The 22223-nt window shown below is 53.3% G+C and carries 18 protein-coding genes, 2 rRNA genes and 1 riboswitch; of the genes, 10 read left to right on the forward strand and 10 right to left on the reverse strand.

Annotation, left to right across the window (positions count from 1 at the left end):
• Positions 1-104 precede the first annotated feature (104 nt).
• The 7 genes from thiH to SK36_RS23000 form a co-directional block, all read right to left on the reverse strand.
• The gene (gene thiH, locus SK36_RS22970; RefSeq protein WP_048223457.1) at positions 105-1238 is read right to left on the reverse strand and encodes a 2-iminoacetate synthase ThiH; all 1134 of its coding nucleotides are present in this window, start codon (positions 1236-1238) and stop codon (positions 105-107) included.
• A complete protein-coding gene (thiG, locus tag SK36_RS22975; protein WP_045438356.1) occupies positions 1235-2005 on the reverse strand; it encodes a thiazole synthase in 771 nt (256 codons plus the stop codon). Before thiG ends, thiH begins: the two co-directional genes overlap by 4 nt.
• Position 2006: 1 nt before the next feature.
• Complete coding sequence (gene thiS / locus SK36_RS22980) at positions 2007-2207, reverse strand: sulfur carrier protein ThiS (protein WP_045438358.1); 201 nt, start codon at positions 2205-2207, stop codon at positions 2007-2009.
• Complete coding sequence (thiF, locus tag SK36_RS22985; protein ID WP_045438360.1) at positions 2188-2946, reverse strand: thiazole biosynthesis adenylyltransferase ThiF; 759 nt, start codon at positions 2944-2946, stop codon at positions 2188-2190. Before thiF ends, thiS begins: the two co-directional genes overlap by 20 nt.
• The gene (gene thiE, locus SK36_RS22990; RefSeq protein ID WP_048223459.1) at positions 2939-3574 is read right to left on the reverse strand and encodes a thiamine phosphate synthase; all 636 of its coding nucleotides are present in this window, start codon (positions 3572-3574) and stop codon (positions 2939-2941) included. Before thiE ends, thiF begins: the two co-directional genes overlap by 8 nt.
• Positions 3574-5472: a phosphomethylpyrimidine synthase ThiC gene (gene thiC, locus SK36_RS22995; protein ID WP_048223461.1), complete on the reverse strand. Its 1899-nt coding sequence runs from the start codon at positions 5470-5472 to the stop codon at positions 3574-3576. The genes thiE and thiC overlap by 1 nt, the downstream gene beginning before the upstream one ends.
• A gap of 87 nt (positions 5473-5559) precedes the next feature.
• Positions 5560-5669, reverse strand: a riboswitch (TPP riboswitch).
• Positions 5670-5722: 53 nt separating this feature from the next.
• Positions 5723-6211: an Rsd/AlgQ family anti-sigma factor gene (locus SK36_RS23000; RefSeq protein ID WP_045438375.1), complete on the reverse strand. Its 489-nt coding sequence runs from the start codon at positions 6209-6211 to the stop codon at positions 5723-5725.
• A gap of 95 nt (positions 6212-6306) precedes the next feature.
• Between SK36_RS23000 and nudC the strand changes: the two genes are divergently transcribed.
• From nudC to SK36_RS23030, 6 genes are all read left to right on the forward strand, one after another.
• Complete coding sequence (nudC, locus tag SK36_RS23005; RefSeq protein ID WP_045438378.1) at positions 6307-7080, forward strand: NAD(+) diphosphatase; 774 nt, start codon at positions 6307-6309, stop codon at positions 7078-7080.
• Between the two features lie 49 nt (positions 7081-7129).
• The gene (gene hemE / locus SK36_RS23010) at positions 7130-8194 is read left to right on the forward strand and encodes a uroporphyrinogen decarboxylase (RefSeq protein WP_045438381.1); all 1065 of its coding nucleotides are present in this window, start codon (positions 7130-7132) and stop codon (positions 8192-8194) included.
• Positions 8195-8203: 9 nt separating this feature from the next.
• A complete protein-coding gene (gene nfi, locus SK36_RS23015; RefSeq protein WP_048223462.1) occupies positions 8204-8884 on the forward strand; it encodes a deoxyribonuclease V in 681 nt (226 codons plus the stop codon).
• A gap of 33 nt (positions 8885-8917) precedes the next feature.
• The gene (locus SK36_RS23020; protein ID WP_003842015.1) at positions 8918-9508 is read left to right on the forward strand and encodes a YjaG family protein; all 591 of its coding nucleotides are present in this window, start codon (positions 8918-8920) and stop codon (positions 9506-9508) included.
• A 186-nt stretch (positions 9509-9694) separates the two neighbouring features.
• Positions 9695-9967, forward strand: coding sequence for a nucleoid-associated protein HU-alpha (gene hupA, locus SK36_RS23025; RefSeq protein WP_001044509.1), 273 nt, complete (start codon positions 9695-9697; stop codon positions 9965-9967).
• Between the two features lie 11 nt (positions 9968-9978).
• Complete coding sequence (locus SK36_RS23030) at positions 9979-10671, forward strand: DUF1481 domain-containing protein (protein WP_045449391.1); 693 nt, start codon at positions 9979-9981, stop codon at positions 10669-10671.
• A gap of 37 nt (positions 10672-10708) precedes the next feature.
• Here SK36_RS23030 and zraP read toward each other — a convergent pair whose 3' ends face one another.
• Positions 10709-11158 (reverse strand): zinc resistance sensor/chaperone ZraP, encoded by a 450-nt coding sequence (zraP, locus tag SK36_RS23035; protein ID WP_045449394.1) that lies wholly within the window; start codon positions 11156-11158, stop codon positions 10709-10711.
• Between the two features lie 263 nt (positions 11159-11421).
• On the opposite strand from zraP, the gene zraS reads away from it, so the two are divergent.
• Positions 11422-12816, forward strand: coding sequence for a two-component system sensor histidine kinase ZraS (zraS, locus tag SK36_RS23040; RefSeq protein ID WP_045438393.1), 1395 nt, complete (start codon positions 11422-11424; stop codon positions 12814-12816).
• Positions 12813-14138, forward strand: coding sequence for a sigma-54-dependent response regulator transcription factor ZraR (zraR, locus tag SK36_RS23045; RefSeq protein ID WP_045438396.1), 1326 nt, complete (start codon positions 12813-12815; stop codon positions 14136-14138). The genes zraS and zraR overlap by 4 nt, the downstream gene beginning before the upstream one ends.
• Here zraR and purD read toward each other — a convergent pair.
• On the reverse strand, positions 14135-15424 hold the full coding sequence (purD, locus tag SK36_RS23050; RefSeq protein ID WP_048223464.1) for a phosphoribosylamine--glycine ligase: 1290 nt from the start codon (positions 15422-15424) through the stop codon (positions 14135-14137). The genes zraR and purD overlap by 4 nt on opposite strands.
• 15 nt (positions 15425-15439) lie before the next feature.
• Positions 15440-17029 carry a bifunctional phosphoribosylaminoimidazolecarboxamide formyltransferase/IMP cyclohydrolase gene (gene purH, locus SK36_RS23055; RefSeq protein WP_048223467.1) on the reverse strand — a complete coding sequence of 530 codons (1590 nt, stop codon included), beginning with the start codon at positions 17027-17029 and terminating at the stop codon, positions 15440-15442.
• 620 nt (positions 17030-17649) lie between these two features.
• Here purH and SK36_RS23060 point away from each other — a divergent pair.
• Both SK36_RS23060 and SK36_RS23065 read left to right on the forward strand, forming a co-directional pair.
• A 16S ribosomal RNA gene (locus tag SK36_RS23060) occupies positions 17650-19191 on the forward strand.
• Between the two features lie 233 nt (positions 19192-19424).
• Positions 19425-22223 (forward strand): 23S ribosomal RNA (locus SK36_RS23065); the annotation flags it as partial.

Raw genomic sequence — 22223 nt, forward strand, 5'->3', positions numbered from 1 at the left:
CGTGACTGACGGAGACAAAATAAAAAAACGGCAGCCTGACGACAAGCTCCCGTTTTTCACATTACGTAATGGCTCGTAAAATACTTATGCTCTTACATGATGGTTCATCGCGTTTGCGAAGCGCGTCCAAGATAGCTATCCCAGTCTTTCCATACGGGCTGTAACCCCTTTGCCATCAGTGCGTTGGCAACGGCTTCCGGGCGACGGTCGTCGTGAGGAGAGAACTGTTCCAGTTCAGGATGATTGTCGGCATAACCACCGGGCTGCGTTTTTGAAAAGGCGCTGACGTTGTTAATTGCCAGCGGAATGACGTGATCGCGAAACCACGGCGACTCGCGGGTGGAGAGCGACAGTTCAATTTCCGGAGCCAGCAAGCGAAATGCGCAAATGGTTTGTACCAGTTGACGCTCGTCCATAATTGATGCCGGCTCTATACCCCCGGTGCACGGACGCAGGCGCGGGAAGGAGATAGAATAACGGCTCTGCCAGTAATGTTGTTGCATCCACAGCAGATGTTCGGCCACCATGTAGCAATCAACCCGCCAGCTGTCGGATAGGCCAATCAACGCCCCAAGACCAATTTTGTCGATTCCGGCACGACCCAGTCTGTCCGGCGTTTCCAGCCGCCAGAAGAAGTCCTGCTTTTTCCCCTTCAGATGATGATGGGCGTAAATCGCCTCGTGATAGCTCTCCTGATAAACCATTACGCCATCCAGTCCTAACGCCTTTAGTTCTGCATATTCCGCTTCTGACAGCGGTTGTACCTCCATTTGTAAAGAGGAAAACTGGCGACGAATAGCGGGTAAATGGCGACGGAAGTAATCCATGCCGACCTTACTCTGATGCTCCCCAGTCACCAGCAACAAATGTTCAAATCCCAGCTTGCGAATGGCCTCGCACTCGCGAGCAATCTCCACGTCATCCAGCGTTTTACGCTTGATGCGGTTACTCATTGAAAAACCGCAGTAGGTACAGTCGTTGGCACACAGATTGGAAAGGTACAGCGGAACGTAAAAACTCACTGTGTTACCAAAGCGTTGGCGGGTAAGTTTCTGCGCCCGCTGCGCCAGTGGCTCCAGATAGTCAGCAGCAGCAGGAGAGAGCAGAGCCATCAGGTCATCGCGACTAAGCTGCGAAGCGTTGAGAGCCCGTTGTACGTCAGCCGCAGTCTTACCGTTGATACGCAGGCGGATGTCGTCCCAGTCCAGTTGTCGCCAGCGATCGCTGAACGTATTCATGCCATTACCTCCAGGAATCCAGTTAACGGGCTGGTGGCTTGCGCGTGTGAACTGCGGCTTCCCGGTACCGCCTGACGAGCCAAAACACCCGCTTCAACTGCCAGGCGGAAGGCGGTTGCCATCATCACTGGATCGTCCGCCACAGCTATCGCTGTATTGACCAGTACCGCGTCGGCACCCATTTCCAGTGCCTGTGTGGCGTGGCTGGGTACGCCGATACCTGCGTCAACGACCACCGGGACGGTCGCTTGCTGAATGATGATATCCAGCATGGCTCGCGTTTCCAGCCCCTGGTTGGAGCCTATAGGCGCACCGAGCGGCATTACTGCCGCACAACCAGCTTCTTCCAGCCGCTTGCACAACACCGGGTCAGCGCCACAGTAGGGGAGCACTATGAATCCCTGCCTCACCAGTGCTTCGGCGGCTTTCAGCGTTTCTATCGGGTCCGGTAGCAGCCAGCGGGCGTCCGGGTGAATTTCTAACTTCAGCCAGTTTGTCCCCAGCGCTTCACGCGCCAGTTGTGCAGCAAAGATAGCTTCTTCCGCCGTTTTTGCTCCCGACGTGTTGGGTAGCAGTGTCACGCCAGCCTCGACCAATGGCGCCAGGATCGCGTCGTTGTGCTGACGTAAATCCACGCGCTTCATTGCCAGCGTCACTAACTGGCTACCAGAAGCACGAATGGCGTCCACCATCAGTTGCGATGACGCAAATTTTCCGGTCCCGGTGAACAGATGTGAATCAAACGTTTTGTCGGCAATTCGTAACATATCAACCCCCTGCTATAACCTGAAAAAGCAGGATCTGGTCGCCTTCCTGCACGATTTGCTGCTCCCACCGCTCGCGCGGCAGGATCTGTTGATTCAGCGCCAGCGCTGTACCGGGTTTAAGCTGATTAAGCTGAACCAGTAGGTTGCTGACGTTTTGTCCCTCGATACACTGTATAGGTTCATCATTGAACAGGATCTGCATGTTGCCCCCCACATACCTGACAACCGCTGGCACGACGCAGCGCCAGGCTGCGCCACTGGCTGGTTTTACCGTCAAACAGGCGTAATTCACCAGTGGGTGTTTCAATGCCGCTCAGCAATTTGATGGCTTCCAGTGCCTGCAACGTTCCCATTATTCCGACGACCGGACCGACAATGCCCGCAGTGCGACAATTGCGTTCCGGTTCCACATCATCTGGCCACAGGCAGCGGTAACAGCCCTGTTCCCAGGGGGGCGTGAGTACCATTAACTGACCTCCAAAACCGACCGCGCTGGCGGTGATGAGAGGCGTATTCAGCGCCACGCAGGCGGCGTTGATCTCCTGGCGGGTCGCCATGTTATCGGTACAGTCGAGCACCACGTCGGCATGTGCAACGGCATGTCTGAGGGCATCGCCCGTCAGACGCTGCTGTAATGCTACCAGTTCGATATCCGGGTTGAGCCGCGTCAGTCGTTGCTGCGCAGCCTGCGATTTTGACCGGGCGATATCATCGGTAGTGAACAGGATCTGGCGTTGCAGGTTGCTCAGATGCACATCGTCATCGTCAACCAGTACCAGTGTTCCTACGCCCGCACCCGCCAGATACAGCGCTGCGGGTGAACCTAATCCGCCTAAACCGATAATCAGCACGTGGCTTGCGTTGAGCTTTTGCTGGCCCTCAATGGCAATATCGCCCAGTAATATTTGGCGGCTGTAGCGCATAAAATCACGATCATTCATTGCCGACTCCCGCGATTCCGAGCAGTTGGGTCGTGGCAGTACGCCAGTTTGCGGCCTGAGTGATTGCACTAACCACGGCAATACTACCGACACCGGTAGCCAGCACTGCTGGCGCTCGTTCAAGGCTTATTCCGCCGATAGCGACGGTGGGGTAATCAGCCAGCCGCTTAATATGGTTCGTCAGTTGTGCCAGCCCCTGTGGGGCAGATGGCATCTGTTTGGTTTGCGTCGGAAAGACATGTCCTAGTGCGATGTAAGACGGGCGAGCGGCGAGCGCCACGTCGATCTCCATATCATCGTGGGTCGACACACCAAGGCGCAAACCTGCAGCCTGAATAGCCTTCAGGTCGGTGGTTTCGAGGTCTTCCTGTCCCAGATGCACGCCGTAAGCCTGGTGTTTGACTGCCAGTCGCCAGTAGTCGTTGATAAACAGCCGGGCGTTGTAGCGCCGCCCCAGCGCAATGGCGGCAACCACGTCGGCTTCAACTTCTCCATCTCGCTTGTCTTTAATGCGCAGTTGGATCGTGCGCACGCCTGCTTCCAGCAGACGCTCAATCCACAACACGCTGTCGACGACCGGGTAAAGGCCGAGACGAAAAGGCACCGTAGGAAAATCAGGCTGATACATCACGCTTCCTCCTTTTTCAGGTAGATTTCGCCACCTTTGGCGCGGAAGTTTTCTGACATATCGGCCATGCCGACTTCAATGGTTTGCGCGGCGGCGTAGTCGCGAACTTCCTGGCTGATTTTCATTGAGCAGAATTTCGGTCCGCACATCGAGCAGAAGTGGGCGACTTTGCCTGACTCCTGCGGCAGGGTTTCATCGTGATAGGCGCGGGCGGTGAATGGGTCGAGCGCCAGATTAAACTGGTCTTCCCAGCGGAATTCAAAGCGTGCTTTCGACATGGCGTTATCACGGATTTGCGCACCAGGATGGCCTTTGGCTAAATCAGCGGCGTGCGCGGCAATCTTGTAGGTGATCAGCCCCTGTTTTACATCCTCTTTGTTCGGCAGGCCGAGATGCTCCTTCGGCGTGACGTAACAGAGCATCGCACATCCGAACCAGCCAATCATCGCGGCGCCAATGCCGGAGGTGAAGTGGTCATAACCTGGCGCGATATCGGTGGTCAACGGTCCTAAGGTGTAGAACGGCGCTTCATGGCAGTGTTCAAGCTCTTCGGTCATATTGCGTTGGATCATCTGCATCGGTACATGGCCCGGGCCTTCAATCATCACCTGTACGTCATATTCCCAGGCAATTTTGGTCAGTTCTCCCAGCGTATGCAGCTCGGAGAATTGCGCCTCGTCGTTGGCATCCTGAATCGAGCCAGGACGCAGGCCGTCGCCTAATGAGAGCGAAACATCATAGGCGGCGCAGATTTCGCAAATTTCGCGGAAGTGCTCAAACAGGAAGTTCTCTTTGTGATGCGAAAGACACCATTTCGCCATAATTGAACCGCCGCGCGAAACAATCCCGGTCAGACGTTTGGCGGTCATTGGTACGTAGCGCAGCAGCACGCCTGCGTGGATGGTGAAGTAGTCGACGCCCTGTTCTGCCTGCTCCAGCAGTGTGTCGCGGAACGCTTCCCAGGTCAGATCTTCGGCGATCCCGTTGACCTTCTCCAGCGCCTGGTAGATCGGTACGGTACCGATTGGTACCGGGCTGTTACGCAGGATCCATTCGCGAGTTTCGTGAATATAGCGACCTGTAGAAAGGTCCATCACCGTATCCGCCCCCCAGCGTGTAGACCACACCAGTTTTTCGACCTCTTCTTCGATGGAAGAGGTGACCGCTGAGTTGCCGATATTGGCGTTGACCTTCACCAGAAAATTGCGGCCGATAATCATCGGTTCCGATTCCGGGTGGTTGATGTTGGCAGGTATGATGGCGCGTCCGGCGGCGACTTCATCACGCACAAATTCCGGCGTGATATTTTCTGGTAGGCGTGCGCCAAAGCTCATCCCCGGGTGCTGGTGGCGTAAGACTTCACTACGAATACGCTCGCGGCCCATGTTTTCGCGGATAGCGATAAACTCCATCTCAGGGGTGACGATCCCTTGACGGGCGTAGTGCAGTTGCGTGACGCGCTTACCGGCTTTGGCGCGCTTTGGGGTCAGCAGGCCAGTGAAGCGTAACTCGTCAAGGCCATCATCGGCCAGACGTTGTTTGGTGTACGCCGAGCTGCGGTCATTAAGCTCTTCGCTGTCGTTACGTGCTGCAATCCATGGCTGGCGCAGCTTTGCCAGCCCCTTCTGGACATTAATCGCCACATCCGGATCGCCGTACGGGCCGGAGGTATCGTACACCGGTACAGCTTCGTTATCTTCAAACTGCGGATTGTCTTTCGAACCGCCGGTCAGCGTCGGACTAAGCTGGATTTCACGCATCGGAATACGGATATCCGGCTGCGAACCGGTTATGTAGATGCGTTTCGAGTTAGGAAAGGCGGTTCCTTCCAGGGTATCGATAAAGTGTTGGGCCTGGGCGCGCTGTTCGCGACGTGATGGTTTAGTAGTGGCAGACATAGCTCATTCCAAAAAAAGTAAGGATATGGCTTGTCAGACGACGGATTGAGTAATGGATGCGCGCCGCCCGTGAAGGCAGCAGCATAAAGCTGAATTACTCTTGTTCCCTTCGCAGGTATTAGCCTGATCAGGTTCCGCGGATCCCGAATTAACGGTCTCAGCCTACGCTTTCACGTAAGGCACTCCGACAAGAAGCAACCTCTGATGATTAGAGGTAATGAATGTAAACTACTCGTTAATGCTGCAGATCTCAAGCAGGACGTTTGATCATGGCATTGTCATGCATCGCGTCAAACACCAGCATAATCAGCTTATCTTCCAGCACAAACCGGGCTTCCAGTGCCTCGCCAAGATCGGACAAAGCCTTTTGAAATTCAAGGAAGTTATCATGATCAATCGCGGTTTCCAGGCTGGAATCATAATAGTCCATGATCAGCTGCGTATTGGCTTCCAGTGATGGCCAAATTTTTGTTGCTTTTAAAAGCTGCCCGTTCCCTTCCAATTTATGGAGAATACGTTCATAAATACTGAAGTGTCCGGTGGATAGGTAATCGACCAGGCTTTGACAAAAATCATCCAGCGCTTTTTCATTGAGCCGCATGTACGATTCTTTGCCAGGCTTAATGCCAACCAGATTGTAGTAAGCCACGAGCAGGTGCTTACGTACATGTAGCCAGCGATCAACCAGTTTATTACTTCCTCCGACGTGCTCCGTCAGGCTTTCCAGCTGGTTTAGCATGATTGACTCCGCAAGTGATGTTTAAGAACTGCTCGCCCATAAATGTAAAAATAATGTAAACAACATGCCTGTGAAGCAAAGGTTGCGCAAGAGATATGGATCGTATAATTGAAAAATTAGACAGCGGCTGGTGGATTGTCAGCCATGAGCAAAAAATTTGGCTACCTCGCGGAGAGCTGCCATATGGTGAAGCGGCAAATTTTGATCTGGTAGGACAGCGCGCACTGCCGATCGGCGAATGGGAAGGGGATACGGTCTGGCTGGTGCAGCAGCAGCGACGGCATGATATGGGCTCGGTGCGTCAGGTTATCGATCAGGATGTAGGATTGTTTCAACTGGCCGGACGCGGTGTGCAACTGGCGGAGTTCTATCGCTCGCACAAATTCTGCGGTTACTGCGGCCATGCTATGTACCCGAGTAAAACCGAATGGGCGATGTTGTGCAGCCACTGCCGTGAACGCTACTACCCGCAAATTGCGCCCTGCATTATCGTTGCTATCCGCCGTGATGACAGCCTTCTTCTTGCCCAACATGTTCGCCATCGCAATGGCGTGCATACCGTGCTGGCAGGTTTTGTCGAAGTGGGGGAAACATTAGAACAGGCGGTAGCACGTGAAGTGATGGAAGAGAGCGGTATCAAGGTGAAGAACCTGCGCTACGTCACCTCCCAACCGTGGCCGTTTCCGCAGTCGTTGATGACCGCATTTATGGCAGAGTACGACAGTGGCGAGATTGTAATCGACCCGAAAGAGCTGTTGGAAGCGAACTGGTATCGCTACGATGATTTACCGCTTCTTCCCCCGCCGGGAACCGTTGCGCGTCGACTGATCGAAGATACCGTCGCGATGTGTCGGGCCGAGTACGAGTAAACTTCGAGTAGTGATACACTGGCGGTCTGACGCTATAAGGAATATAAAAATGACCGAACTGAAGAACGATCGTTACCTGCGTGCGCTGCTGCGCCAGCCCGTTGATGTCACTCCAGTATGGATGATGCGCCAGGCGGGCCGCTATTTGCCGGAGTACAAAGCCACCCGAGCACAGGCGGGCGATTTTATGTCGCTGTGCAAAAATGCCGAGCTGGCATGTGAAGTGACGCTACAGCCGTTGCGCAGATATAAACTCGATGCGGCGATCCTCTTTTCGGACATTCTGACTATTCCGGATGCAATGGGGCTTGGTCTCCATTTTGAAGCCGGTGAAGGTCCACGTTTTACCTCGCCAATTACCTGTAAAGCCGATGTTGATAAATTGCCGATTCCGGATCCTGAAGGTGAATTGGGATACGTTATGAATGCGGTACGTACTATTCGCCGTGAACTGAAGGGCGAAGTGCCGCTGATCGGCTTCTCCGGTAGCCCGTGGACGCTGGCAACCTATATGGTAGAGGGCGGCAGCAGCAAAGCCTTCACCGTGATTAAAAAGATGATGTACGCCGACCCTAAGGCTCTGCATCTGCTGCTTGATAAGTTGGCGAAAAGCGTCACCTTGTACCTGAACGCACAGATCAAAGCGGGTGCGCAGTCGGTGATGATCTTCGACACCTGGGGCGGTGTGTTGACCGGGCGTGATTATCAGCAGTTCTCTCTCTACTACATGCACAAAATTGTTGATGGCTTGCTGCGTGAAAACGAAGGTCGCCGCGTGCCGGTAACGCTGTTCACTAAAGGCGGTGGACAGTGGCTGGAAGCGATGGCGGAAACCGGTTGTGATGCATTAGGTCTCGACTGGACGACGGATATTGCTGATGCGCGTCGTCGTGTTGGTCATAACGTGGCGCTGCAGGGCAATATGGACCCGTCCATGCTGTATGCGCCGCCAGCTCGTATCGAAGAAGAGGTGGCGACCATTCTCGCTGGGTTTGGTCAGGGCGAAGGGCACGTCTTTAACCTTGGTCACGGTATTCACCAGGACGTGCCGCCAGAGCATGCGGGTGTCTTCGTGGAGGCGGTGCATCGCTTGTCCGAACAGTACCACCGCTAAGGAATCAGCATGGATCTCGCGTCGCTGCGCGCAAAACAGCTTGAACTGGCTTCTTCGGTGATCCGGGAGGATCGCCTTGAGAACGATCCGCCGGATCTGATCGGTGGGGCGGATGTTGGGTTTGAGCAGGGCGGTGAAGTGACGCGAGCCGCGATGGTCTTGCTGAAATACCCCACGCTTGAGCTGGTTGAATACAAGGTGGCGCGTATCGCCACCACCATGCCGTATATCCCCGGTTTTCTCTCTTTTCGTGAAACTCCCGCACTAATGGCGGCGTGGCAGCTTTTATCACAAAAGCCGGATCTGCTGTTTGTGGACGGACACGGGATTTCCCATCCTCGCCGTCTGGGTGTCGCTAGCCATTTTGGTCTGCTGGTGGATGTGCCGACAATTGGTGTGGCGAAAAAGCGACTGTGCGGTAAATTTGAACCGCTTGACGCTGAACCTGGTGCCTTATCTCCGCTACTGGATAACGGTGAGCAGCTGGCATGGGTCTGGCGTAGCAAAGCACGCTGTAATCCACTGTTTATCTCTACTGGTCATCGCGTGAGCATGGACAGCGCATTGGCGTGGGTGCAGCGCTGTATGAACGGCTATCGTCTGCCGGAACCGACTCGCTGGGCGGATGCGGTAGCATCGGAACGCCCGGCATTTTCGCGGCTTGCAGCAAAAACACCCCATATCGGGTAAACTGCCGCTAATTTCCGTATTTGAGAACTCAACATGTTACAAAATCCGATTCATTTGCGCCTGGAGAAGCTGGAAAGCTGGCAGCACGTCACTTTTATGGCATGCCTGTGCGAGCGCATGTACCCAAACTACGCCATGTTCTGTAAGCAAACTGAGTTTGGCGATGGGCAAATTTACCGCCGAATTCTGGATTTGATTTGGGAAGCGCTGACGGTCAAAGATGCAAAAATCAACTTTGACAGCCAACTGGAGAAGTTTGAAGAGGCTATCCCGTCGGCAGATGATTACGATCTGTACGGCGTTTATCCGGCAATTGATGCTTGCGTGGCATTAAGTGAATTGATGCACTCACGTTTGAGTGGTGAAACTCTCGAGCACGCGATTGAAGTCAGTAAAGCTTCGATCACGACGGTCGCGATGCTGGAAATGACTCAGGCTGGTCGCGAAATGACCGATGAAGAGCTGAAAGAAAACCCTGCCGTTGAACAAGAATGGGATATTCAGTGGGAAATATTCCGACTTTTGGCCGACTGTGAAGAACGCGATATTGAACTGATAAAAGGGCTGCGTGCAGACCTGCGCGAGGCTGGCGAGAGCAATATTGGTATAAATTTTCAGCAATGACACAACAAAACGTGATTTAACGCCTGATTTGTCGTGCCTGAAGGCTTCCCATCCGCCCCCGGTCTGGTCTACATTTGGGGGGCGAAAAAAAGTGGCTATCGGTGCGTGTATGCAGGAGAGTGCTTTTTTGGCATTTCCGTCGCACTCGATGCTTAGCAAGCGATAAACACATTGTAAGGATAACTTATGAACAAGACTCAACTGATTGATGTAATTGCAGACAAAGCAGAACTGTCTAAAACCCAGGCTAAAGCTGCTCTGGAATCCACTCTGGCTGCTATTACTGAGTCTCTGAAAGAAGGCGATGCTGTACAACTGGTTGGTTTCGGTACCTTCAAAGTGAACCACCGCGCTGAGCGCACTGGCCGCAACCCGCAGACCGGTAAAGAAATCAAAATCGCCGCAGCTAACGTACCGGCATTTGTTTCTGGTAAAGCACTGAAAGACGCGGTTAAGTAATTCGCGTGGCAGTGAACAGTTTTAACGAAGGGGCGGTTTCGCCCCTTTTGTCCATCTGGCGTCATACGCTTTGGCTTTCAGGTGTTCTGTTGCTGTCAGCCTGCAGTCGCCATTCTGAGCTTCCTCCGTTCACGGCCAGCGGCTATGTTGGCGATCAGGGGGCGGTGCGCGTCTGGCGTAAAGATTCCAGTGACGATGTTCACTTGCTCTCGGTATTTAGTCCGTGGCGTAAAGGCGAGACCACTACCAGTGAATACCGCTGGCAGGGTGATTCGCTCTCTCTGATAGAACTTAATGTATACAGCAAGCCGCCGGAGCATATTCGCATACGCTTCGATGACCGGGGCGAGCTGAGTTTCATGCAGCGTGAAGTTGACGGGCAAAAGCAGCAGCTTTCCAGCGATCAAATAGCGCTCTACCGCTACCGTGCCGATCAAATCCGCCAGACCAGCGACGCGTTGCGTCAGGGGCGTGTTGTATTACGTCAGGGACGCTGGCATGCGAATAACACGGTCACCACCTGCGAGGGCGAGACAATTAAGCCCGACTTAGATTCATGGGCAATAAACCATATTGAGCGCCGCCAGAGCCACTCATCGGTAGATGTAAGCGTTGCCTGGCTGGAAGCGCCAGAAGGATCTCAGCTATTGCTGGTCGCCAATGAGGATTTTTGTCACTGGCAACCTAAAGCCAAGACCTTCTGAAAACCTGGACCGTAAGCCGTCATTCGGCAGACTACGCTTACCAGTGACCCATTCCCATATGACCACCGCCGCGATGGTTACCGCCACCACCACATCCGCCGTAACCCATTCCGGCTGCGCGAGGTACACCCGCCTGCGCCATCGCGACATCCCGCTTAACACGCTGCTCGTCGAGTGACTGATTCAGAGACTCCATCTCTTTTGCCACTGCATTAATTTTTGCAGTATCCGGCGAGCTGGCGGTTAACAACGCATTGTATTCGTAACGTTTGGAAACCAGCTGTTGGCGTAATGCGCTGGTCTGCGTGTAGTAATCGTCATATATTTTTTGGGCGGCAGTCTGCTGTTCAGTGGTCATTGGAATTCCGCCCTGTTGTGACATCCCATTACCATTGCCCCAGTGATGTTGTGCTAACGCTGAGGTGGAGCCCAAAGCCATAAGAGAGAGCGCGAGCAGCGCCAGACCCATTTTGTTATTCCGTTTCATCATTTGTTCTCCTGTTGGTTATCTTATTTTCTCTATTGCATCTTCCGTGCCAGCCTGCGGATCCCCACGCTACGGGTGCCGTTCAGATATTTGCCCGCTGGAAGTGAGTAAAAATGACTCGTCGGAACGTCCCGGTGGGTCATTTTTACCCACTACTTTCAATTGTTTGTGCCGAAGGGCTGGGTTATCAGGGAGAAAAAATGGCATGATTTCTGCTGTATACCTGAAACGAAGCAAGGTAACGATGGTGAAAGGGAGAACGTATGCGTTTATATAAGGATACGGCGGCAAAGTGGCTGAGCAGACTATTGCCGGCGGCAATCCTGATATTGGTCGGCTGGTTTTCTATTATGACCATTCGGGACTATGGTCGGGAAAGCGACGCCGCCCGGCAAACGTTACTGGAAAAAGGGAGTGTGCTGATCCGCGCCCTTGAGTCTGGTACGCGTGTGGGAATGGGAATGCGTATGCATCATGCTCAGCAACAAACGTTGCTGGAGGAAATGGCGGTGCAACCGGGGGTGCTATGGTTTGCTGTCGTAGACACGCATGGCACCATCATTACGCACAGTAATTCCGCGATGGTTGGCAAAACACTCTATTCGCCAGATGTGCTGCGAGAGCTAAATTCTGGGGAACAGGAACGCTGGCGGCGTATCGATATACCGGCCGATGACGGCGAAAAAATGCCGGTACTGGAAATTTATCGCCAGTTCCAGCCGATGTATGGTCCAGGAAGACACGGCATGGCGCGCTGTGACGGTAATGACGAGCACAGTAATACGCCTGAGCAAACCATTTTTATCGCCTTTGATGCCAGCGATCTGGCGGCAACGCAGGCCAGAGAGTGGCGTAATACACTGATTGTCCTTTCTGCGCTGGCGGCCGTGCTGCTGGCAACTGTGCTGACATTTTTCTGGTATCAGCGCTATCAGCGTTCGTATAAAGAATTGCAGGATGCGATGAAGCGCAAAGAGAAATTGATGGCGCTCGGACATCTGGCGGCAGGGGTAGCGCATGAAATTCGTAACCCACTGTCTTCCATCAAAGGATTAGCGAAGTATTTTGCCGAACGTACGCCAGCGGGTGGTGAGTCGCATGAACTGGCACAAGTGATGGCGAAAGAGGCAGACCGTTTAAACCGGGTGGTGAGTGAACTGCTGGAGCTGGTGAAGCCTGCTCATCTGACGCTGCAAAAGGTGGATCTTAATGAGGTCATCAACCACTCCCTGCATCTGGTCAGCCAGGATGCCCTAAGTCGGGAAATCCAGCTGCAGTTTACAGCAGACACCTCTTTACCGGCTATTCAGGCTGATCCTGATCGGCTTACGCAGGTCCTGCTGAATCTGTACCTGAACGCCATTCATGCCATTGGCCATCAGGGTACGATTACGGTTGAGGTGAGTGAAAGTAGTGCCGATCGGGTTAAAATTGTGGTGACTGATAGCGGAAAGGGTATTGCGCCCGAACAGCTGGAGGCCATTTTTACGCCTTATTTCACGACGAAAGCCGACGGTACTGGTCTGGGGCTGGCGGTGGTGCAAAACATCATTGAACAGCACGGCGGAACCATTCAGGTGACAAGTATTGAGGGCAAAGGCGCGGTCTTTACTCTCTGGCTGCCGATCAAAGCGAAACAACAGGACAGACAAGGATGACTCACGGACAAATCGATATTCTGGTTGTGGATGATGACATTAGTCACTGCACGATTTTACAGGCGCTGCTTCGCGGCTGGGGCTATAACGTATCACTGGCCTATAGTGGCCGGGAGGCGCTGGAGCAGGTGCGTGAACACGTTTTTGATCTGGTGCTGTGCGATGTGCGTATGGCAGAGATGGATGGCATCGAAACACTGAAAGAGATAAAAGTCCTGAATCCGGCGATACCTATTTTGATTATGACCGCATTTTCCAGCGTCGAAACGGCGGTGGAAGCACTCAAAGCCGGGGCGCTGGACTATTTAATTAAGCCATTGGACTTTGACCGACTGCAGGAGACGCTGGAAAAGTCGCTGGCGCATACGCGGGATACCACCGTTGAATCGCTTTCGGCTCCGGCTTCGCAGTTTGGCATGATTGGCAGAAGTCCGGTGATGCAGCAACTGCTTAATGAGATTGCGATGGTGGCACCGTCGGATGCCACAGTGCTCATTCATGGAGACTCCGGGACGGGGAAAGAATTGGTTGCCCGTGCGCTGCATGCCAGTAGCGCACGTTGTAATAAACCGCTGGTGACGCTGAACTGCGCGGCACTCAATGAATCCCTGCTGGAGTCTGAACTGTTTGGTCATGAAAAAGGGGCGTTTACGGGGGCCGACAAACGGCGGGAAGGTCGCTTTGTGGAAGCCGACGGTGGTACGTTATTTCTCGATGAAATTGGCGATATTTCACCGCTGATGCAGGTGCGTCTGCTACGGGCGATTCAGGAACGCGAAGTTCAACGTGTGGGCAGCAACCAGACTCTTGCTGTCGATGTCCGACTGATAGCTGCGACGCACCGCGATTTAGCACAAGAGGTCAATGCCGGGCGTTTTCGTCAGGATCTCTACTACCGGCTGAATGTGGTCACCATTGAAATGCCCGCGCTTCGTCAGCGTAGGGAAGATATTCCGTTGCTGGCGGAACATTTTTTGCAGCATTTTGCGCAGCGTAACCGCAAAGCGGTGAAAGGCTTTACCCCACAGGCAATGGATCTGTTGATCCACTATGACTGGCCGGGGAATATTCGCGAGCTGGAAAACGCCATTGAACGGGCAGTGGTTCTGCTGACGGGAGAATATATCTCTGAGCGTGAGCTGCCGATGGCAATTGCCGCGACGCCGATAAAAGCAGAAAGCAGTCTGGAGATTCAACCGCTGGTGGATGTCGAAAAAGAGGTTATTCTGGCGGCGCTGGAAAAAACGGGCGGCAACAAAACTGAAGCCGCCCGTCAGTTAGGGATCACGCGTAAAACGCTGTTGGCGAAAATTTCGCGTTAGCGTTGCTCGCGCTCGATAGCGCGCCAGCCAATGTCGTTACGGCTAAAGCTGCCATCCCAGTGGATATCGGTCATTAAGGCGTAAGCGCGTTTCTGCGCTTCGGCCACGGTATACCCCAGTGCGGTGGCACACAGGACGCGACCACCGTTGGTCAGCACGCGATCGTCATCAGACAGTTTCGTGCCCGCATGGAATACTTTACCGCCTTCAATTTCTTCCAGCGGCAGGCCGTGGATCTCATCACCGGTATTGTAGTTGCCAGGATAACCGCCTGCAGCAATAACCACGCCCAGAGATGCACGCTCGTCCCACTCGGAGGTTTTCTCATCCAGTTTACCGTCGCAGGCGGCGAGGCACAGGTCAACCAGGTCTGATTTCATGCGCAACATGATCGGCTGAGTTTCCGGGTCGCCAAAGCGGCAGTTGAACTCGATAACTTTCGGGTTGCCTTGTTTGTCGATCATCAGACCGGCGTACAGGAAACCGGTGTAGGTGTTACCTTCCGCCGTCATCCCTTTCACAGTCGGCCAGATGATCCGTTCCATCGTGCGCTGGTGAACCTCGTCAGTCACTACCGGGGCCGGAGAGTAAGCCCCCATACCGCCAGTGTTCGGGCCAGTATCGCCATTGCCTACGCGTTTGTGGTCCTGGCTGGTAGCCATCGGTAGTACGTGCTCACCGTCAACCATCACGATAAAGCTCGCTTCTTCACCGTCAAGAAACTCCTCGATTACGATGCGGTGACCGGCATCGCCAAAAGCGTTGCCTGCCAGCATATCGTGCACAGCGGCTTCAGCTTCCTCCAGCGTCATCGCCACGATAACGCCTTTACCGGCAGCCAGACCGTCGGCCTTGATGACAATCGGAGCGCCTTTCTCACGCAGATACGCCAGTGCAGGCTCGATTTCGGTGAAGTTCTGGTACTCCGCCGTCGGGATGTGATGACGGGCGAGGAAATCTTTAGTGAACGCTTTGGAGCCTTCAAGCTGCGCGGCACCTTCGGTTGGGCCAAAGATCTTCAGACCAGCAGCACTGAAAGCATCGACAACGCCAATCACCAGCGGCGCTTCCGGGCCAACGATAGTCAGATCAATTTTCTCGTTCTGGGCGAAGCTCAGCAAAGCCGGAATATCGGTAACATTGATCGCTACGTTTTGCAGTGTGGGCTCTAACGCGGTACCCGCATTGCCCGGTGCAACAAAAACGGTATTAACCAATGGAGATTGTGCAGCTTTCCAGGCCAGGGCGTGCTCACGTCCACCGTTGCCAATAACTAATACTTTCATCGTCTGCTCCGTGGATTAATGGCGGAAATGGCGCATATCGGTAAAGATCATTGCAATGCCGTGTTCATCGGCGGCAGCAATTACCTCATCATCACGAATGGAACCGCCTGGCTGGATCACACAGCTCACACCAACGGCGGCAGCGGCATCAATACCATCACGGAACGGGAAGAAGGCGTCAGATGCCATCGCGGAGCCTTTTACTTCCAGTCCTTCGTCGGCAGCTTTAATCCCGGCGATCTTCGCAGAGTAAACACGGCTCATCTGACCTGCACCTATGCCGATAGTCATGTTCTCTTTGGCGTAGACAATGGCGTTAGACTTGACGAATTTCGCGACTTTCCAGCAGAACAACGCATCACGCAGTTCTTGTTCGGTAGGCTGACGTTTGCTCACCACGCGCAGTTCACCTTCGGTGACCATACCCAGGTCGCGATCCTGAACCAGCAGGCCGCCGTTAACGCGTTTGAAATCCAGCCCCGGCACACGCTGTGCCCATTGACCACAGGTCAGGACGCGAACGTTCTGCTTAGCGGCGGTGATTTTCAGTGCGTCTGCAGTGGCTGACGGGGCGATGATCACTTCAACAAACTGACGGGAGATGATGGCTTGTGCCGTTTCTGCATCCAGTTCGCGGTTAAAGGCAATGATGCCGCCGAACGCGGAGGTCGGGTCAGTTTTGTACGCGCGGTCGTAGGCGTCGAGAATAGAAGTACTTACTGCCACGCCGCACGGGTTGGCGTGCTTAACGATAACACAGGCTGGCTCATTGAACTCTTTTACGCATTCCAGCGCCGCGTCAGTATCAGCGATGTTGTTATAGGAAAGCGCTTTACCTTGTACCTGTTGTGCGGTAGCTACAGAAGCTTCTTTTACATTCTCTTCTATATAGAAGGCTGCCTGCTGGTGGCTGTTCTCGCCGTAGCGCATATCCTGCTTCTTAATGAAGTTCAGGTTCAGAGTACGCGGGAAGCGTCCAGCGGCTTCTTTGCTTTCACCGTGATAGGCCGGAACCATGCTGCCGAAGTAGTTGGCAATCATGCTGTCGTAAGCGGCGGTGTGTTCGAAGGCTTTGATGGCGAGATCGAAACGGGTATCGAGAGTCAGTGAGCCGTCGTTGGCATCCATCTCTTTAATAATGGCGTCGTAGTCGTTGCTCTTTACCACGATAGCAACGTCTTTATGGTTCTTGGCGGCAGAGCGCACCATGGTCGGGCCGCCGATATCAATGTTTTCTACAGCATCTTCCAGCGAGCAGCCTTCACGAGCGACGGTCTCGGCGAACGGATACAGGTTAACGACAACCATATCGATAGGTGCAATACCGTGTTGTTCCATTATCCCGTCATCCTGGCCGCGACGACCCAGAATGCCGCCGTGTACTTTTGGATGCAGGGTTTTCACACGTCCATCCATCATTTCCGGGAAGCCGGTGTAATCGGAAACTTCGGTCACTGGCAGACCTTTCTCTGCTAACAGGCGAGCGGTGCCGCCTGTAGACAGCAATTCCACACCGCGTGCGGAAAGTGCCTGAGCGAATTCGATAATACCTGCTTTGTCAGAAACACTGAGCAGAGCGCGGCGGACTGGACGACGTTGTTGCATGGTAAATCCCCTGGATTTGACTATAACAGAGAGCGTTAGCTGAGTTTTTGCGTAAAAACTCAGCTAACGCCCCTTACGGGGCATCCTTGTTTTGCCGCAGCATTGTAACGAAAACGTTTGCGCAACGCTCGCGAATTTTTCTTATTCAATATTTACCCTTATTTTGCCAACTAAAGATCGCACTTACAGGGAGAGGATCGTCGAAATGATCGTGCTGTTTGTGGATAACTCTGTGTGTAAAAGGGTATAAGGCAGGGTTTTGCTGTGGAATGCAGCAGTCAGTCATTTTTCTGACATTTAAGGGTTGCGGGTGCCGGAGAACTCCCTATAATGCGCCTCCATCGACACGGCGGATGTGAATCACTTCACACAAACAGCCGGTCCGGTTGAAGAGAAAAATCCTGACATTCAGGGTTGACTCTGAAAGAGGAAAGCGTAATATACGCCACCTCGCGACAGAGCGCTAAAGCGCGTCGCAACTGCTCTTTAACAATTTATCAGACAATCTGTGTGGGCACTCAATGATACGGATTCTTAACGTCGCAAGACGAAAAATGAATACCAAGTCTCTGAGTGAACACGTAATTCATTACGAAGTTTAATTCACGAGCATCAAACTTAAATTGAAGAGTTTGATCATGGCTCAGATTGAACGCTGGCGGCAGGCCTAACACATGCAAGTCGAACGGTAGCACAGAGGAGCTTGCTCCTTGGGTGACGAGTGGCGGACGGGTGAGTAATGTCTGGGAAACTGCCCGATGGAGGGGGATAACTACTGGAAACGGTAGCTAATACCGCATAACGTCGCAAGACCAAAGAGGGGGACCTTCGGGCCTCTTGCCATCGGATGTGCCCAGATGGGATTAGCTAGTAGGTGGGGTAACGGCTCACCTAGGCGACGATCCCTAGCTGGTCTGAGAGGATGACCAGCCACACTGGAACTGAGACACGGTCCAGACTCCTACGGGAGGCAGCAGTGGGGAATATTGCACAATGGGCGCAAGCCTGATGCAGCCATGCCGCGTGTATGAAGAAGGCCTTCGGGTTGTAAAGTACTTTCAGCGAGGAGGAAGGCATTAAGGTTAATAACCTTAGTGATTGACGTTACTCGCAGAAGAAGCACCGGCTAACTCCGTGCCAGCAGCCGCGGTAATACGGAGGGTGCAAGCGTTAATCGGAATTACTGGGCGTAAAGCGCACGCAGGCGGTCTGTCAAGTCGGATGTGAAATCCCCGGGCTCAACCTGGGAACTGCATCCGAAACTGGCAGGCTAGAGTCTTGTAGAGGGGGGTAGAATTCCAGGTGTAGCGGTGAAATGCGTAGAGATCTGGAGGAATACCGGTGGCGAAGGCGGCCCCCTGGACAAAGACTGACGCTCAGGTGCGAAAGCGTGGGGAGCAAACAGGATTAGATACCCTGGTAGTCCACGCCGTAAACGATGTCGACTTGGAGGTTGTGCCCTTGAGGCGTGGCTTCCGGAGCTAACGCGTTAAGTCGACCGCCTGGGGAGTACGGCCGCAAGGTTAAAACTCAAATGAATTGACGGGGGCCCGCACAAGCGGTGGAGCATGTGGTTTAATTCGATGCAACGCGAAGAACCTTACCTACTCTTGACATCCAGAGAACTTAGCAGAGATGCTTTGGTGCCTTCGGGAACTCTGAGACAGGTGCTGCATGGCTGTCGTCAGCTCGTGTTGTGAAATGTTGGGTTAAGTCCCGCAACGAGCGCAACCCTTATCCTTTGTTGCCAGCGGTCCGGCCGGGAACTCAAAGGAGACTGCCAGTGATAAACTGGAGGAAGGTGGGGATGACGTCAAGTCATCATGGCCCTTACGAGTAGGGCTACACACGTGCTACAATGGCATATACAAAGAGAAGCGACCTCGCGAGAGCAAGCGGACCTCATAAAGTATGTCGTAGTCCGGATTGGAGTCTGCAACTCGACTCCATGAAGTCGGAATCGCTAGTAATCGTGGATCAGAATGCCACGGTGAATACGTTCCCGGGCCTTGTACACACCGCCCGTCACACCATGGGAGTGGGTTGCAAAAGAAGTAGGTAGCTTAACCTTCGGGAGGGCGCTTACCACTTTGTGATTCATGACTGGGGTGAAGTCGTAACAAGGTAACCGTAGGGGAACCTGCGGTTGGATCACCTCCTTACCTTAAAGAACCGTTCCTTGTAGTGTCCACACAGATTGTCTGATGAATGATGAACTTCTGAATGTACTTTCGAGTGCATTAAGAAGTTTTGCTCTTTAAAAATCTGGATCAAGCTGAAAATTGAAACGACACACTGTGTCTGTTCTCCGTAATAAGAGCAGATAAATGGTGTGTTCGAGTCTCTCAAATTTTCGCAACACGATGGTGTTTTACGAAACATCTTCGGGTTGTGAGGTTAAGCGACTAAGCGTACACGGTGGATGCCCTGGCAGTCAGAGGCGATGAAGGACGTGCTAATCTGCGATAAGCGTCGGTAAGGTGATATGAACCGTTATAGCCGGCGATTTCCGAATGGGGAAACCCAGTGTGATTCGTCACACTATCATTACGTGAATACATAGCGTAATGAAGCGAACCGGGGGAACTGAAACATCTAAGTACCCCGAGGAAAAGAAATCAACCGAGATTCCCCCAGTAGCGGCGAGCGAACGGGGAGCAGCCCAGAGTCTGAATCAGCATGTGTGGTAGTGGAACGGTCTGGAAAGTCCGACGGTACAGGGTGATAGTCCCGTACACAAAATCACACATGTTGTGAACTCGAAGAGTAGGGCGGGACACGTGGTATCCTGTCTGAATATGGGGGGACCATCCTCCAAGGCTAAATACTCCTGACTGACCGATAGTGAACCAGTACCGTGAGGGAAAGGCGAAAAGAACCCCGGCGAGGGGAGTGAAAAAGAACCTGAAACCGTGTACGTACAAGCAGTGGGAGCCTCTTTATGGGGTGACTGCGTACCTTTTGTATAATGGGTCAGCGACTTATATTCTGTAGCAAGGTTAACCGAATAGGGGAGCCGAAGGGAAACCGAGTCTTAACTGGGCGTTAAGTTGCAGGGTATAGACCCGAAACCCGGTGATCTAGCCATGGGCAGGTTGAAGGTTGGGTAACACTAACTGGAGGACCGAACCGACTAATGTTGAAAAATTAGCGGATGACTTGTGGCTGGGGGTGAAAGGCCAATCAAACCGGGAGATAGCTGGTTCTCCCCGAAAGCTATTTAGGTAGCGCCTCGTGAACTCATCTTCGGGGGTAGAGCACTGTTTCGGCTAGGGGGTCATCCCGACTTACCAACCCGATGCAAACTGCGAATACCGAAGAATGTTATCACGGGAGACACACGGCGGGTGCTAACGTCCGTCGTGAAGAGGGAAACAACCCAGACCGCCAGCTAAGGTCCCAAAGTCATGGTTAAGTGGGAAACGATGTGGGAAGGCACAGACAGCCAGGATGTTGGCTTAGAAGCAGCCATCATTTAAAGAAAGCGTAATAGCTCACTGGTCGAGTCGGCCTGCGCGGAAGATGTAACGGGGCTAAACCATGCACCGAAGCTGCGGCAGCGACACTATGTGTTGTTGGGTAGGGGAGCGTTCTGTAAGCCGTTGAAGGTGTCCTGTGAGGGGTGCTGGAGGTATCAGAAGTGCGAATGCTGACATAAGTAACGATAATGCGGGTGAAAAACCCGCACGCCGGAAGACCAAGGGTTCCTGTCCAACGTTAATCGGGGCAGGGTGAGTCGACCCCTAAGGCGAGGCCGAAAGGCGTAGTCGATGGGAAACAGGTTAATATTCCTGTACTTGGTGTTACTGCGAAGGGGGGACGGAGAAGGCTATGTTAGCCGGGCGACGGTTGTCCCGGTTTAAGCATGTAGGCGGAGGTTCCAGGTAAATCCGGTACCTTATTAACGCTGAGGTGTGATGACGAGGCACTACGGTGCTGAAGTAACAAATGCCCTGCTTCCAGGAAAAGCCTCTAAGCATCAGGTAACACAAAATCGTACCCCAAACCGACACAGGTGGTCAGGTAGAGAATACCAAGGCGCTTGAGAGAACTCGGGTGAAGGAACTAGGCAAAATGGTGCCGTAACTTCGGGAGAAGGCACGCTGATATGTAGGTGAAGTGATTTACTCATGGAGCTGAAATCAGTCGAAGATACCAGCTGGCTGCAACTGTTTATTAAAAACACAGCACTGTGCAAACACGAAAGTGGACGTATACGGTGTGACGCCTGCCCGGTGCCGGAAGGTTAATTGATGGGGTTATCCGTAAGGAGAAGCTCTTGATCGAAGCCCCGGTAAACGGCGGCCGTAACTATAACGGTCCTAAGGTAGCGAAATTCCTTGTCGGGTAAGTTCCGACCTGCACGAATGGCGTAATGATGGCCAGGCTGTCTCCACCCGAGACTCAGTGAAATTGAACTCGCTGTGAAGATGCAGTGTACCCGCGGCAAGACGGAAAGACCCCGTGAACCTTTACTATAGCTTGACACTGAACACTGGTCCTTGATGTGTAGGATAGGTGGGAGGCTTTGAAGTGTGGACGCCAGTCTGCATGGAGCCAACCTTGAAATACCACCCTTTAATGGCTGGTGTTCTAACGTAGACCCGTAATCCGGGTTGCGGACAGTGTCTGGTGGGTAGTTTGACTGGGGCGGTCTCCTCCTAAAGAGTAACGGAGGAGCACGAAGGTTAGCTAATCCTGGTCGGACATCAGGAGGTTAGTGCAAAGGCATAAGCTAGCTTGACTGCGAGAGTGACGGCTCGAGCAGGTGCGAAAGCAGGTCTTAGTGATCCGGTGGTTCTGAATGGAAGGGCCATCGCTCAACGGATAAAAGGTACTCCGGGGATAACAGGCTGATACCGCCCAAGAGTTCATATCGACGGCGGTGTTTGGCACCTCGATGTCGGCTCATCACATCCTGGGGCTGAAGTAGGTCCCAAGGGTATGGCTGTTCGCCATTTAAAGTGGTACGCGAGCTGGGTTTAGAACGTCGTGAGACAGTTCGGTCCCTATCTGCCGTGGGCGCTGGAGAATTGAGGGGGGCTGCTCCTAGTACGAGAGGACCGGAGTGGACGCATCACTGGTGTTCGGGTTGTCATGCCAATGGCATTGCCCGGTAGCTAAATGCGGAAGAGATAAGTGCTGAAAGCATCTAAGCACGAAACTTGCCCCGAGATGAGTTCTCCCTGAGACT

This window comes from Citrobacter sp. MGH106 (assembly GCF_001037495.1).
In the GTDB taxonomy this organism is placed as follows: domain Bacteria; phylum Pseudomonadota; class Gammaproteobacteria; order Enterobacterales; family Enterobacteriaceae; genus Citrobacter; species Citrobacter murliniae.